Genomic DNA, 14,466 nt, shown 5'->3' on the forward strand with positions numbered 1-14,466 from the left:
GCCCGCGTGCGCGTGCCCGCGCGTAGTGGACTACTCGTGACAGGCCTGACCAGGCGCCGGAGACTGGATTCGATCGGTCCGGTAGGCGGCGAGCACGCGCCATTCCGTGGAGGTTCTCGATGGTCGACGCACAGCAGCAAACACTGGTCACTCGCGCATTGGTCACCGCCGCGGAGGCGCTCGACCGGCGGGTCGGCTGGTTCCGGCTACCGACCCCGTTGGGGTTGGCCGTGCTGGTCGGCCTGCGCAGCAGACTGCGGGCGCGCAACCTCTTCGACACCGGCCCGCATCCGGCCGGACCGTTGCCCCCGGACGACGCCGGCGAACACCGCAACGCACGCACCGTCGAGGGCACCTACAACAGCCCCGACGACCCGCGCGCGGGCTCGATCGGCTGCCGATTCGGCCGCAACGTCCCACTCGATCGCACCTACCCCGAGGATCCCGCGCGGATCATGGAACCCAACCCGCGCACGATCAGCAGGCAGCTGCTCACGCGCGACCGATTCCAGCCGGCCACCACCCTGAATCTGCTGGCTGCGGCCTGGATCCAGTTCGAGGTGCACGACTGGTTCGTGCACGACCCCGCCGAACAGGACCCCTTCGTCGTCACCCTGGACGACGATGATCCGTGGCCGCACCCCCCGATGGCGATCCCGCGCACGGTGACGGTGCCCGCCCCTGACCCGGGCGCCGCGCCGACCTACGTCACCGGCGAGACCCACTGGTGGGATGCCTCTCAGATCTACGGCAAGACAGCGGAATTCGCCGCTTCCCTGCGATCGGGAAAGCACGGCCAGCTCGTGATCGACGAACTCGGACTCCCGCCGCTGGACGCCGAGCGGCTGGTGGCACTCGATCCCTCGGCGGCCAACGCCTGGGTGGGCCTGGCCCTGCTGCACTCGCTGTTCCTGCGCGAACACAACGCGATCTGTGCCCGCCTGACCCGGCGCTACCCCGACATGAACGACCAGCGGCTCTACGACACCGCCCGGCTGGTCAACTCCGCGTTGATCGCGAAGATCCACACTGTCGACTGGACACCGGCCGTGATCGCCCATCCCACCACCGTGGCGGCTATGCGCGCGAACTGGTTCGGCGTGCTGGGAGAGCGGGTTTCGCGGCGCTTCGGCCACTTCATCGGCAACGAAGTGCTGTGCGGCATACCGGGTTCCGCGCGCGACGACAGCGGAGTGCCGTACTCGCTCACCGAGGAGTTCGTCTCGGTCTACCGCATGCATCCGCTGATCCCCGACGCGCTCGTCGTCCGCAGCCTTGCCGACGACACCGTGCTGGCCGAGCACCCGCTGCCCGACCTCGGCGTCGCCCACATCCGCGAACGGCTCGCCGAGACGGCGATGGACACGCTGCTCTACTCCTTCGGCCGAGCCAACCCCGGCGCATTGACGCTGCACAACTACCCCGTTCACCTCCAACAGCTCGAGCGTCCGGGCCAACCGCTGCTCGATCTCGCGACCGTCGACATCCTGCGGGTCCGCGAGCGAGGTGTGCCGCGCTACAACGAGTTCCGGCGGCACCTGCGCCTACCGCCGGTCACCTCGTTCGACGAACTCACCGATGACCCGCGGTGGGCACGCGAACTCGAACAGGTCTACGGCGACGTGGACGATGTCGACCTGATGATCGGCCTCTACGCCGAGCCCAAGCCGCCCGGTTTCGGCTTCAGCGACACCGCCTTTCGCGTGTTCGTGCTGATGGCGTCGCGGCGGCTGTCGGCGGACCGGTTCTTCACCACCGACTTCCGGCCCGAGATCTACACCGAGGCGGGCTTGGCCTGGGTGCGTGACAACACGATGCGCAGCGTGCTGCTGCGCCATTTTCCGACCCTCGCGCCTGCGCTGGAGGACGTCGCGAATCCGTTCGCCCCGTGGAGGAGCCCGCGATGAGCTATGTGAGCTACCGCGAGGACCTGGAACAACCGCGGCCCGACGAAGAACAGATCATCGACAAGATCATCACGGTTCTGCGCGACAACAATGAACGCGCCTACCGCAAGTACAAGCGAGGTTTGCGCGACGCCCATGCCAAGAGTCACGCCATCCTGCGCGGCGAATTGACGGTGCCCGCGGGTCTGCCACCCGAACTGGCCCAGGGCATGTTCGCCACCCCGGGCACCTATCCGGTGATCGCGCGGTTGTCGAGCACCTCCGGGGTGATCCGCAGCGACCAGCTACGCGGCGTCCGCGGACTCGGGATCAAGGTGCTCGGGGTACACGGGCCACGTGCGCTGCCCGACGACGAGGCGAGCACGCAGGACTTCATCATGGTCACCCACCGCGAGTTCCTCTTCGCCGACGCGCACGCCTACCTCACCAAGGGCATGCCGACCGCGTGGGTGCTGGCCCGGCTGCCCGACGCCGCCCTGCGCGCGGGCAGCGACCTCGTCGCCGCGCTGAACACACACGTGCTGCGCCGGATCGGGCGCAGCGTGCCACCGAATCTCGGTGTCTTCGTCGCACCCAACACCCACATCCTCGGCGAGACCTTCTACTCCTCGGCGCCGCTGCGCTACGGCGACTATGTGGCCAAGCTGCTCTACGTGCCGGTGTCGCCGGAAGTCGTTGCACTGCAAGGGCAACCGGTCGACCCCGACGCGGGAGTCAATGCCCATCAGGACCTGATCGTCGACTTCTTCGCCGCGCACAGCGCCACCTACGAACTGCGCGCGCAACTGTGCACCGATACCGCCACCATGCCGATCGAGGACGCGACTGTGCCATGGCCCGAAGACGACTCACCGCACCGCACCGTGGCGACCATCCGCTTCGACGTGCAGGATCCGTACACCCCGCAGCGGCGTGCCTACGGTGACGACGTGCTCTCGTTCAACTCCTGGCGTGGCCTGGACGCGCACCGGCCGCTCGGCTCGATCAACCGGCTCAAGAAGCGCGTGTACGAGGCCTCGAGCAACTACCGCCACGACGTCAACAACGCGCCGCGGCTCGAGCCCCGTGACGCCACCGAGCTCCCGCCGTGACCATCGCGGCACCCGCCCATGCGCCGCGCGCGCCCGCCGCGCCGGTCCACCCGCGCGTCGGCCGTGTCGCCGGGCCGAGTCGTTGTGACAGGGCCGGACGGGAACTACACTTTTCATGTATGGGCGGACTCTGGCAGCTGCTCGATCGTCCCGCCGAATATGACGCCGTCCGTAAGGCTTTGACGAACCGCGACACCGGTGGCGTGATCCTCGTCGGTGCCGCGGGCGTCGGCAAGACCACCCTGGCCCGAATGGTCACCGCTGTGCTGTCCGAGCCGGTGCGCTGGGTGGCCTGTACCGCGTCGTCACAAGCCATTCCACTCGGTGCATTCGCGCCCTGGATCGCCGCGTCGGTGTCGCGCGATCCGCTCGCGCTGCTGCATTCGGCCCGGGAGAACGTGCTCGCCCAGCCCGATACGGTGATCGGCGTCGACGACGCGCACCTGCTCGACATCCTCTCGGCCACGCTGGTGCACCAGATCGCCGTCGACCGTGGGGCCCGCATCATCGCCACCGTGCGCACCGGGGAATCGCTGCCCGACGCGGTCACCTCACTGTGGAAGGACGGGTACCTCGAGCGAATCGAGTTGGCGCCGTTCACCAAAACCCAGTGCACCGAACTCGTCGAGACCGTGCTCGGCGGGACGCTGGAGGGGCTGAGCGCCGATGTGATGTGGGAGTCCTCGGGAGGCAACCCACTGTTCCTGCGCAACATGGTCGAGGGGGGCGTCGAGGCGAGCACTCTGACCGACGTCAACGGCGTCTGGCAGTTGCGCGGGCCCACCGCGGTGCCCTCGGGTCTGGTCGAGTTGCTCGGCGAGCGGTTGAGCAGGGCGGGCGCGCCTGTGCTCGACGTGCTGGAGACGCTGGCTGTGCACGAGCCGCTCGACGTCGACATCCTCAGCGAGCTCGTCGGCGCCGACGCCGTGGACGCTGCCGAGGTCACCGGCCTCATCCGGGTCACGAGCCACAACGGGGTCGTCGATGTCCGGTTCAGTCATCCGCTGCTCGGTGAGGTGGTGCGCTGCCGTCTCGGCACAGCCGCCGCGCGCACCCGGCGCGGACGTCTCGTCGAGACGCTGCAGGACCGTGACCTGAGCACACCGGCCCACCGGATCCGGCTGGCGCGACTGTGCGTGGAAAGCGATCGGCCGATCGACATCGTCTTGCTGATCGACGCGGCCAAGGACGCGGTGTCGCTGGCCAATCTGCCGCTGGGCGAACGGCTCGCGCGCGCCGCGTGCGAGCGTGGCGGTGGGCTGCGCGCGGCCGAACTGCTCTCCCGCGCACTGCTCTGGCAGGGCAGGCCCCAGCATGCCGACGAGATCCTGGCCCGGTTCGATCCCGACCGCCTCGATCCGCTGCAACTGGTGCAGTGGGGTGTGGTGCGCGCCAGCTTGCAGTTCTGGTCGCTCGGCGATGTCGACCACGCCCGCGACCTGGTCGAGATGCTGCGCACCCGCGTCGAGTATCCCGCTCTTCGCCTGACGGTCGATGCCGCCGCGGCGGCGATGGCGGTCCATGAAAACCACCTCGACGAGGGAATCGAGGCTGCCGAGCGGGTGATCGCCGATCCGAACTCACCCCGCCAGGCCGTCGATTTCGCCGCGTTCGCCCTGGGCCTGGCAATGCCGGTGGCCGGTCGCGGCGCCGACTTCGCGCCGATCGCTGCCTGCGGCCGCGCGCAGCAGAAGTCCACCGACGGGATCATCCGGGTGATGGTCCGCTACGGCGACGTTCTCGCCCTGACCACCATCGGCGACCTCGACCTCGCCGAGCAGCGCGCGACCGAATACCGCGAGTTCTCCTCGGCAGGGCAGTTCGTCGGCTGGGCGATCGCGCGCATCGCCGACGGGGTCGTCGCCACCTATCGGGGACGGTTCCGCGAAGCGATCACCGCCTTCGAACAGGCGCTGGCGGCGCTCAACGCCGAGAATTCGCTGCCGTGGAAGCTGCCGGCGCGGCTGCTGCTCGCCCGGGCCTACGCGGCGCTGGGCGAGGTCGAACAGGCCGCGCGGGTGCTCGGTGACGCCGACGAGCACAGCGGGCCACACATGGCCCTGCACGAACCGCAGCGCATCATCGCGCGCGCCTGGCTGGCCGCTGCCGAACACAGCGCGCACTCGGCGGTGGACCTGGCACGCAAGGCCGCCGACCTGGCGCACAGCGCCGGTCAGTACGCCATGGAAGCCGAAGCTCTGCACCATGCCACCCGGTTCGGCGATCGCACCCTTGCCACCCGGCTCACGACCATCGCCGGTCGTGTCCAGGGCCCGGTGGCGGCGATCTACGCCCGCCACGCCGCTGCCCTCGCCGCTGCCGACCCCCGCGCGCTCGCCGCGGTCAGCCGCGAGTTCGAGTCCGCGGGGCTCCTGCTGTCGGCAGCCGACGCCGCGGCGCAGACGGTGCCGATCTACGACCACGCCGGACAGCGCAGGCCCAGCGCCCAGGCGGCCGCCCGCGCGATGGCCCTGGCTGCCCGCTGCGACGGCGCGGGCACTCCCGCTGTCACCGCGGCGGCGCGCCCCCTGCCGATCACCGAACGCGAACGCGAGATCGCCGCTCTGATCGGCCGTGGCCTGTCCAACCGCGCGATCGCCGAACGACTCTGTGTCTCGGTCCGCACCGTCGAAGGCCACATCTACCGGGCCTGCATCAAGCTCGACGCCACCGACCGCGACCAGCTCGCCGAACTCATCTGAGGTACGCGGGCTACCGGTATCCGATCGCGCGTGCGCTCATCGGCTCGGCTCCGGCAACTGGCATTCGGAGACCTTCGGGTTCATGCCGAGGTAGTTGAGTGGGCCCGCGAGCACCGTGAGTCCGATCGTGCCCAGATCGCCGCAATTGGCCGGGGTATTGGTGAAGTAGTCCCGCTGCATCGCCGCTGCCAGCCCGGCCCCGAACCAGACCAGCATCAGCACCGACAGCAAGAATTTCGCGGTTTGGTGGGCCGGACTGGCCCGGATCTCCCGCACTTCGCGAATCTCTCGGTCCCGTCGATTCCGTCGACCGCGCATCGTCATCGCACCCTTCCCGCCGGCGAGCACCACACTGACACACCATGTGAACAGCGCCGACCCGGTGGACGCCGCCACGACACGCGCGAGATTCTGCTTTATCAACTGTGCAGCCCGGTAGCCGCAGAGTCAATGGACGGTATCGGTCGAAGCCCGCACCGCATCGTTTCGACACGGTGCGGGCGGGCCGAAGATCAGGCCACGGGTACCGTCTGGTCGTCGGCGGCCTTGGCACGCAGATCACCCAGCAGTCTGGTGAGCTTGCGGGAGACACTCATCTGGGACACGCCGAGGCGTTCGGCGATTTCGCCTTGGGAGAGCGTGTCGTAGAACCGCCAGATCAGCAATTGCCGGTCCTGCGGCGACAGCTGCGCCAGCAGCGGCGCGACGGTGATCGTGTCTTCGGTGAGACGGTAGCTCGGATCCAGGTCGCCGAACGTCTCGGCGACGGTCATGCCGGGATCGCCGTCGTTGTCGCGGGCGGGAGTGTCGAGGCTGCGGGTCTGGAAAGCATTGGCCGCCACGAGGGTTCGGGCGATGTCGGTGACCGGCACGTCGAGCTCGGCGGCGAGTTCGTGGGCGGTGGGGGAGCGCTGGAGCCGACGGCTCATCTCTTCGGTCGCTTCCCTGACCTTGCCCTGGAGTTCTTTCTCGCGACGGGGAACGTGCAGTGGCCAGATGTGATCGCGGAAATGCCTGCGCACCTCACCCATGATGGTCGGCACCGCGAAGCCGAGGAACGGTGAACCGGTGGTCACGTCGTAGCGGTCGACCGCCATGACCATGCCGAGCCGCGCGGTCTGGAGCAGGTCGTCGAAGATCTCGCCACGGCCTGCGTACTTGCGAGCGATGTGCTCGGCGAGCGGTAGACAGACCTCGATGATCCGGTCCCGCAGAGCGTCGTGTTCGGGGCTGCGGGGATCGGTCAGCGCCCAGTGTGCGAACAGGGGTTCGGCGTTTTCGTAGATGCGGTCGGTGGTCTCGGACATGCGGATCAGCTCCTGGCCTTCGAATGCTCTCCGGATCTGCGGAGGTGAACCTACAGTGCGTGCAGGTCCAGCATTCTGAACGTCATCATCATTCCCGCGCCGAGGCCGACGGCGCCGAAGATCGCGGCGGGCAGCGATCCGGTGAGCGCAGCCAGGCCGAAGAGGAAGAACACGCAGGTGGCCAACATGATGGTGGTGCTGGTCAGATCCATGCTCGGCGTACTCGTTGTCCGATTACGTGAGTTGGTCATAGATCAAGGGTTCACCAACGCGTCGGTTATTAAACCGTTATTGGTCGACTGGGGTTGACAGGGCGACTTTTTCGGATTTAGATGTTTGACCCGACGTGCAATGGGAAAGATCAGTTTGCATCGCGCACGCGCAGATCGCGGGCGAGGTGGTCACGCTGTTCGACGACCAAGCGACGCAACGAACTCGGTGCGTCGGCATTCGCGGCGAGCCATCGGTCGACCCCGTCGAGCGAATCGGCGGCGGGAAAGAGCCCGACCACGATGCGTCGAGCGATCTCGATGCTCCGCTGATCCCACACCGTGCGCAGTGCCGCGAAATAGTCGTCGTCGTAGCGTGCGATCAGGTCGCGGTGGCGGCCGGCGCGGAACCCGTCGATGGTGGCGTCGAGGTGGTCGTTGGTCAGGGTGGGGTCGCCCAGCGCAGAATCCCATGCCGCGGCTTTGACATCCGCTCGCGGGCGGGCCGCGAGTGCGCGCAGGTGAGCGGTTCGCCCCGATGCGGTGCCGTCTCGTTCCCCCTCGGCGTCCAGGTCGGCGAGCTTGGCCTCACCGGTGGCGGCCAGCGCCGTCCACAGCGCCCAGCGCAGATCGGGATCCAGGGCCAGGCCCTCCGGTGCCCGGTCGAGCAGGATCGCCCGGATGTCGGTGGCACGGTGGCCGTCGACGGTGGCGGCGGCCGCCACCGCCCGCGCCCACGCCAGCTGCGCGCCGGAACCCGGTGCCGACGAATGCAGTGTGGCCCAGCAGGATTCGAGCCATTCACCGCGCCACCGTTCCCGCGCCGGATCGGGCAGATAGTGCCCGATGGTGAAAGACGCGTTCGCCAGGACCGCGGTGAGCAGCGCCATGTTCGTTTCGACGGGCGCGAAATCACGAGCCATCGACAGGTAGCGTTCGGCGTGGAGTTCGCCGTCGCGGGTGGCGTTCCACAGTGCCGACCAGATCAGTCCGCGCGCCAGGGGGTCGGTGACCCGATTCAGTGAACTCTCCACGGTGGCGAGCGAATCCACGTCGAGACGGACCTTCGCGTAGGTGAGATCACCGTCGTTGAGCAGACGCAGCGCAGCGGGTGCGAGAGTCACCGGTGTGTGAGCGTCGACGATGTCGAGTTCCACGCGCTCGCGAATCACCAAGTCACCCTCGGCATCGAAGTCGTAGAGCCCGACAGCGAGCCGGTGCGGACGCGGATCGGTTTGCACGATCGCACCGCTGTCGAGGGTCAGCGTGGACACCCCGGTCGTTTGCAGCCAGGCCCGCGCCCAGCCCGCCAGATCGCGGCCGGAATCCGCCGACAATTCGGCCAGCAGGTCGTCGAGAGTCGTGTTGCCGAATGCGTAGGTGCGGAAATACCGGCGTACACCCGAGAAGAACTCCTCCCGGCCGACATAGGCGACCAACTGTTTGAGTACGCTCGCGCCCTTGGCATAGGTGATGCCGTCGAAATTGAGTTTGGCGGCCTCGAGGTCGGTGATATCGGCGACGATCGGGTGCGTGGTCGGCAGCTGATCCTGCAGATAGGCCCAGGCCTTGCGGCGGTTCGCGAACGCCACCCAGGCGTCGGTCCACTCGGTGGCCTCCGAACTCGCGAGTGCGCCCATGTAGTCGGCGAAGGATTCCTTGAGCCACAGGTCGTCCCACCACACCATCGTGACCAGATCGCCGAACCACATGTGGGCCATCTCGTGCAGGATCGTGTTGGCCCTGCCCTCGTACTGGGCGGCGGTGGCCGCGCCACGGAACACGTAGGCCTCGGTGAACGTGACCAGCCCGGGGTTCTCCATCGCACCCAGGTTGTATTCGGGGACGAACACCTGGTCGTACTTGCCCCACGGGTACGGGTAGTCGAAGTTCTCGGCGAAGAAGCCCAGACCCTGCTTCGTCACCTCGAAGATCGTGTCGGCGTCCAGGTAGCGGGCCAGCGAAGCGCGGCAATAGATCCCGAGCGGGATCGTGAGTTCCCCGCGCGTCCACGACGATTCGACGCGATGATACGGGCCGGCCGCGACCGCGGTGATGTACGTCGAGATCGGCAAGGTGGGGGAGAACTCGACGTTCTGGAGCACGCCGTTGTCCTGGATTGCCGCGAACGGCCGATTCGAGATCACCTGCCACCCGGCCGGTGCGGTCACCGCGAACGTGAACGGCGCCTTCATATCCGGCTGTTCGAAGCAGGCGAAGACCCGCCGCGCATCCGCCGGCTCGTACTGGGTGTAGAGATAGGTCTGGTTGTCGACCGGATCGACGAACCGATGCAGCCCCTCACCGGAGCGGCTGTAGGCACCGGTGCCCCGCACGACAACGACGTTCGTCTCCGACAAGCCGACGAGCGCGAGCCGGGCTCCGTCGTACTCGACGGCGACATCCGTGCCGTTGACGGTCACCGATTCCACCGACGGACCGATGAAGTCGAGCCACGTCTGTTCGACGGAGGCACCGAACTCGACGGTGGTCGTCGTCGCGAAACCATCCTGGGACTGATCCGGGGCCGCCGACAGATCGAGTTCGACGCGGTAGGCGCGGACGGTGATCGCGGCCGATCGCGCGGCGGTCTCGGAGCGGCTCAGGTTCGCGGTGTTCACGCCTCGATCCTGCCAGCCGCCCCGGCGCCGTGCGTCGCACTCCACGCGACAACTACTCCACGGTGACGCTTTTCGCGAGGTTGCGCGGCTTGTCGACATCGCGGCCGAGCGCGATGGCCGTGTGATAGGCGAGCAGCTGCAGCGGAATCGTGAGCAGCATCGGGTCCAATTCCGGTGCGACGCGCGGGACCCGGATCACTTCGTCGGCCGCGTCCGGCGGCAGGTCCGCGTTCGTGACGGCGATCACGGGTCCGCCGCGTGCCTTGATCTGTTCGATGGTGCTGAGGTTCTTGGCCAGCAGTTCGTCGTCGGGGACGATCACCACGCTCGGCATCTCCTGGTCGATCAGCGCGAGCGGGCCGTGTTTGAGCTCGGAGGCCTGGTAGGCCTCGGCGTGCACGTAGGAGACCTCCTTGAGCTTCTGCGCGCCTTCGCGGGCGACCGGCCACGCCCGTACCCGGCCGATGAAGAACATGCTGCGGGCCTTGGCGTAACGGTGCGCGATCTCGGCGATCGCGTCTTCGTCGGTGAGGACCTGGTCGATGGCGGCGGGCAGGGCGCGCAGGCCGTCGACGATGCGATGGCCGTCGGCGGCCGACAGGTCGCGAACCCGGCCCAGCAGCAGGGCCAGCATCGTGAACGACACGGTCATATTGGTCAATGCCTTGGTCGAGGCAACCGAGATCTCCGGGCCCGCGTGCAGGAACACCCCTGCCCCGCACTGGCGAGCGATCGCGCTGCCCACCGCGTTGACGGCGCCGATGACCCGGCCGCCCTTGCGCTGTAGCTCCTGCACCGCGGCGAGGGTATCGAGGGTTTCGCCGGACTGACTGATCGCGACGTAGAGCGCGTCGGGATCGACGACCGGATTGCGGTAGCGGAACTCCGAGGCCGGTTCCGCGGTGGCCGGAATACGGGCGAGTTCCTCGATCAGCTGGGCACCGAGCTGGCCCGCGTAGTAGGCCGAACCGCAACCGAGGAAGACGACCTTGCTGATACTGCGCAGTTCGCGGGCGTCCATGTTCAACCCGCCGAGGTGGGCGGTGGCGAAGCGGTCGTCGAGGCGCCCACGCAGCGCTCGGCGCACCGCCTCACTCTGTTCGGCGATCTCCTTGCGCATGAAGTCGGGGAATCCGCCGAGCGCGTAGTCCTCGGCCACCATGTCGATGGTGGTCGGGGTCTTGTCGGTCTGTTCGGACTCGACTCCCAGTGTGCTGGTGCGGAATTCGCTGTCGCGGATGGTCGCCAGCTCGCCGTCGTCGAGGAACACCACCCGCTGGGTGTGGTGGACGAGGGCGGCGACATCGGAGGCCACGAACATCTCGCCGTCGCCGACGCCGAGCACGATGGGGCTGCCGTTGCGGGCGACCACCAGCTCGGCCGGGCGGCGCGCGTCGAGGACCAGCAGACCGTAGGTGCCGCGAACCCGGTGCAGCGCGGCGCGAACGGCGTCTTCGAGAGATTCGGATTCCTCGAGCTCGCGCGCGACCAGGTGGGCGATCACCTCGGTGTCGGTGTCGGAGACGAGATCGATGCCGAGCGCGGTCAGCTCGGCCCGCAGCTGTTCGGCGTTCTCGACGATGCCGTTGTGCACCACGGCGATACGGCCGCTGACATCGGTGTGCGGGTGGGCGTTGGCGTCACTGGGCTCGCCGTGGGTGGCCCAGCGGGTGTGCGCGATGCCGACGGTGCCGCGCAGAGCGGTGGTGTCGGCCTTGTCGCGCAGGTCCTGCACCCTGCCCCGGGTTTTGCACACGCGCGCCTTGCCGCGATGCGGCAGTGCCAATCCGGCCGAATCGTAGCCGCGATATTCGAGCCGATGCAGACCCTCCAGCAGCACGGGAACAGCTTGCCGGTGACCGATGTATCCGACGATTCCACACATGGCGTGATGAACCCCTTACCCGTAGACGATGCGACGAAGTTGCCGTTCGGTGAATGACGGTGCCGCGACCGGGCGCTCGCCGAGTTCGATCTCGAGGCGTCGCCAGATCTCGGCATTGCGCATCTCCCGAGCTTGCAGCTCGGCATGCCTGCGCCGGACGAACTGCTCGGCCGTCTCGTCGAAGTAGCCGACGATGTCGGCGACGACCCGGGCCGCCACGCGTTCGGGTAGGCCGGTGGACGCCACGACATAGCGGACCAACTCGGTGGGTACCCCGTCATTCACTCGCACGATCATGCCTGCCCCGACCGGGTTCGCCAACATCCCTGCCCGAATTCGGGCAGATTGTGTCGCGACTGCGCCTCGATGGGGCGCGTCATGCATGCAGTCGGTCCGGCCGATGCGCGCGGAGTTCATGCCGTTATCGCCTTGTGAGGTGTGAGCCGCGACTTGCGAACAATTTGCTGGAAGGGTGTCGAGTACACGGAATACTGCGCATCCGAGTGGAGGTTGTGGTGAGGCGACGAATGGGCGACGCATTCAGTGACCGGCTCTATTTCGCGGGCCCCGCGTCGGCATCGGATGAAGCAGGCGGCAGGCCAGAATACGTTGTCGACGCGGCAATCGTGACGATCGCGGAAGAGATCGTGCGCACGGGTTTCGATCCCGAGGATATCGTGCACCAGCGGCTGCGCAGGTTCTGTGCGCACGCGAAAGCCGAAGGCGCGATGGTGAATTGCCTTCTCGGTGCGGCAACTGCGGTGGAAGACGGAGGGGTGGTGCCCTTTGTCGGCAGAGTCGTCGGCAGGCTCGGGCACGCGGAGTTGTTGTTCGATCTCGCTCTGGACGAATCGGGTTTCGATCCGTTCGACGGTAACCCGGTGGTGAATTCGGTCGGGCCGGGGGCGATGACGGAACTGGATTTCGAATTCGTCATCGCTCAGGTGAGTGAGCTGGTCGATAGCTTGCTACTACCCAATTATCTGGCACTGCTCGAATGGCGTGACCTCACCGGGGAGGCGCCGCGATCTCGTCAGCCGGAGCAGTCGGCCGCGTTGCTGTACGAGCTGAACGAACGGCTCGCGCCGGTCCTCGGCGACATGCCGCTGGCTTGGTTGTTGCTGCACTACGCGGAGTTCGGCGTCGCGCCGCTGGCGGACTCGATCCATCGCGCGCTGCTGCGCACCAACGCCGCCGACGCCGTGGCCGCCGCTCGTACCGCCGCGGCGGCACTCACCGCGATGTCGTTCGTGTCCTCCTCGGCCAGGCTGGGTGATCTTCCGGTGGTGTCACGCCGTCCACGGCATCAGCCGACGCTGGTCACCGCCAACCACGTCATGGCCGATCTGGTCTGCGCGCTGTCGCGCTGCGATACCGCGAACGGCTGGCAGGCCGACGCGAAACTGCTGCGGACCGCCGACGCGCAGACGGTCGGCTGGCTGCTGGTCGAGGACCGCCGCCATCGACGTGAAACCCGCAGCAGCCGAGGCGATCTCATGGCATCGGCGATCGGGCTCGAGATCATGCTCGGCGTCGATCACACGTCCGGTTCGGCCCCGGCGACGGCGCAGGCGCCGGCGGCGACCGCGATCACCGCCGATCTGCTTCGCGTCCTGCGCCTGCCCTGGGACCAGATCCCGGAGTCGGCCCGCTACAGTCCGCGTCATCTGGACGGTGCCCTGCGTTTGGCCTGTTGCGCGATGGAGGCCATGGCCCCGGGCGTCGAGTCCATCTCCGATATCCTGCGCCGCGCGGCCGATCGGGCGATCCCCGCGCTGAGCGCCCGCCCGGAACCACCGATCTATCTCCAGGGCGCACTGGCCCTGCTCGAGTCCTGGCATCATGGCGGTGCGCCCCGCACCCGCCCCCTGCTCGAGGCGACCGAACCCATCGCCCCCGTGGTCTTCTCCACGCTGCTGCTGATCGGTGCGGCGCTACTCGAAATGCTCGCCGAGGAGTTCGACGCGGACGTGACACACGTACTCGACGCACTCGAGACGCGCCTGCGAGCCCGCGACCGTCTGGCGGAGTGACGACGGGATGGGTCGTCGCTCTCAGTGAAGATAGGCGGTGAGCTGAGGGATGGCGTTGACCACGTGCTGGGCGATGATCGGTTGGCCGATCAGGGTGAAGGCCCAATCCTGGTGGGGGCGGTGCAGTTTGCCGACGACGATGCCGGTGTGGGCGCCGACGCTGTCGAGATCGATGCGGATCAATTCGATACCGGTGACATTGTCGACGACGCGGCAGAAGCCGTTGGCGATCTGGTCGAACCGCTGGCCGGTGTAGCAGGTCACCAGGAACACGATCGTGGTGACGGCGGGATCGAGGAGGGCCAGGTCGACCACGATCACTTCGTTGTCGCCGTCCCCGTCGCCGGTGACGCTGTCCCCGAGATGGCGCAGCGCGCCGTCGCGCGAGGTGAGCTGCTCGTGGAAGGCGACATCGACGAAGCTCTCGCCGGCGAACGACAGCGCCGCCGCGTTGAGATCGATGTCCTTGCGGCGGGGATGCATTCCGTTGGCGTGGGCCGGGTCCCAGCCCAGGCCCATGCTGAGGTGGGTGATTGCGTGCGTCATGCGGTACTCCTGGCCGATAGAAACCCGCCCGACCGAGCACGAGCAGGGTTGCCGACCAGACTTCCCGGCTCGTCGACCCATAAACATGGCGTAAAGATCACGCCCAGCACAAATCTGGCGGCGTGCTGTGCGCGTCGTCCGGCCGGGTTGTGGTCGCCACGGGAC

Annotated in this window: 11 protein-coding genes; 4 read left to right on the forward strand and 7 right to left on the reverse strand. The window is 67.8% G+C overall.

Translation table 11 applies throughout. The features are described from left to right. The first annotated feature begins 119 nt into the window (after positions 1 to 119). From ACFVVI_RS09685 to ACFVVI_RS09695, 3 genes are all read left to right on the forward strand, one after another. The gene (locus ACFVVI_RS09685; RefSeq protein ID WP_387444882.1) at positions 120 to 1,907 is read left to right on the forward strand and encodes a peroxidase family protein; all 1,788 of its coding nucleotides are present in this window, start codon (positions 120 to 122) and stop codon (positions 1,905 to 1,907) included. Then, entirely contained in the window at positions 1,904 to 2,998 is a 1,095-nt protein-coding gene (locus ACFVVI_RS09690) for a catalase family protein (RefSeq protein ID WP_387444885.1), read from the forward strand. Before ACFVVI_RS09685 ends, ACFVVI_RS09690 begins: the two co-directional genes overlap by 4 nt. A 119-nt stretch (positions 2,999 to 3,117) precedes the next feature. Then, complete coding sequence (locus ACFVVI_RS09695; RefSeq protein WP_387444887.1) at positions 3,118 to 5,700, forward strand: LuxR C-terminal-related transcriptional regulator; 2,583 nt, start codon at positions 3,118 to 3,120, stop codon at positions 5,698 to 5,700. Between the two features lie 36 nt (positions 5,701 to 5,736). On the opposite strand, the gene ACFVVI_RS09700 is transcribed toward ACFVVI_RS09695, so the two are convergent. The 6 genes from ACFVVI_RS09700 to ACFVVI_RS09725 all read right to left on the reverse strand — a co-directional run bounded on the left by ACFVVI_RS09700 (position 5,737) and on the right by ACFVVI_RS09725 (position 12,007). Beyond that, positions 5,737 to 5,976, reverse strand: a complete 240-nt coding sequence (locus tag ACFVVI_RS09700; RefSeq protein ID WP_378990065.1) for a hypothetical protein — start codon at positions 5,974 to 5,976, stop codon at positions 5,737 to 5,739. A 236-nt stretch (positions 5,977 to 6,212) separates the two neighbouring features. Then, the gene (locus ACFVVI_RS09705; protein WP_387444888.1) at positions 6,213 to 7,007 is read right to left on the reverse strand and encodes a SigB/SigF/SigG family RNA polymerase sigma factor; all 795 of its coding nucleotides are present in this window, start codon (positions 7,005 to 7,007) and stop codon (positions 6,213 to 6,215) included. 50 nt (positions 7,008 to 7,057) lie between these two features. After that, positions 7,058 to 7,258, reverse strand: a complete 201-nt coding sequence (locus tag ACFVVI_RS09710) for a hypothetical protein (RefSeq protein WP_378628880.1) — start codon at positions 7,256 to 7,258, stop codon at positions 7,058 to 7,060. A gap of 110 nt (positions 7,259 to 7,368) precedes the next feature. After that, the gene (gene pepN / locus ACFVVI_RS09715) at positions 7,369 to 9,837 is read right to left on the reverse strand and encodes an aminopeptidase N (RefSeq protein WP_387444892.1); all 2,469 of its coding nucleotides are present in this window, start codon (positions 9,835 to 9,837) and stop codon (positions 7,369 to 7,371) included. A 52-nt stretch (positions 9,838 to 9,889) separates the two neighbouring features. Continuing rightward, positions 9,890 to 11,722, reverse strand: coding sequence for a glutamine--fructose-6-phosphate transaminase (isomerizing) (glmS, locus tag ACFVVI_RS09720; protein WP_387444894.1), 1,833 nt, complete (start codon positions 11,720 to 11,722; stop codon positions 9,890 to 9,892). A 15-nt stretch (positions 11,723 to 11,737) separates the two neighbouring features. After that, a complete protein-coding gene (locus tag ACFVVI_RS09725; protein WP_378990060.1) occupies positions 11,738 to 12,007 on the reverse strand; it encodes a hypothetical protein in 270 nt (89 codons plus the stop codon). Between the two features lie 230 nt (positions 12,008 to 12,237). Between ACFVVI_RS09725 and ACFVVI_RS09730 the strand changes: the two genes are divergently transcribed. Then, a complete protein-coding gene (locus tag ACFVVI_RS09730; RefSeq protein ID WP_387444895.1) occupies positions 12,238 to 13,755 on the forward strand; it encodes a hypothetical protein in 1,518 nt (505 codons plus the stop codon). 21 nt (positions 13,756 to 13,776) lie between these two features. Here ACFVVI_RS09730 and ACFVVI_RS09735 read toward each other — a convergent pair whose 3' ends face one another. After that, entirely contained in the window at positions 13,777 to 14,388 is a 612-nt protein-coding gene (locus ACFVVI_RS09735) for a TerD family protein (RefSeq protein ID WP_387444897.1), read from the reverse strand. Between the last annotated feature and the right edge of the window lie 78 nt (positions 14,389 to 14,466).

Source organism: Nocardia sp. NPDC058114, assembly GCF_042884695.1.
In the GTDB taxonomy this organism is placed as follows: Bacteria; Actinomycetota; Actinomycetes; order Mycobacteriales; family Mycobacteriaceae; genus Nocardia.

What these genes read in the sequence shown, in the direction of transcription:
- ACFVVI_RS09685 (WP_387444882.1), top strand. Translation starts at nt 120, where the DNA reads ATGGTCGACGCACAGCAGCAAACACTGGTCACTCGCGCATTGGTCACC.
- ACFVVI_RS09690 (WP_387444885.1), top strand. Translation starts at nt 1,904, where the DNA reads ATGAGCTATGTGAGCTACCGCGAGGACCTGGAACAACCGCGGCCCGAC.
- ACFVVI_RS09695 (WP_387444887.1), top strand. Translation starts at nt 3,118, where the DNA reads ATGGGCGGACTCTGGCAGCTGCTCGATCGTCCCGCCGAATATGACGCC.
- ACFVVI_RS09705 (WP_387444888.1), bottom strand. Translation starts at nt 7,007, where the DNA reads ATGTCCGAGACCACCGACCGCATCTACGAAAACGCCGAACCCCTGTTC.
- ACFVVI_RS09710 (WP_378628880.1), bottom strand. Translation starts at nt 7,258, where the DNA reads ATGACCAACTCACGTAATCGGACAACGAGTACGCCGAGCATGGATCTG.
- glmS (WP_387444894.1), bottom strand. Translation starts at nt 11,722, where the DNA reads ATGTGTGGAATCGTCGGATACATCGGTCACCGGCAAGCTGTTCCCGTG.
- ACFVVI_RS09735 (WP_387444897.1), bottom strand. Translation starts at nt 14,388, where the DNA reads ATGTTTATGGGTCGACGAGCCGGGAAGTCTGGTCGGCAACCCTGCTCG.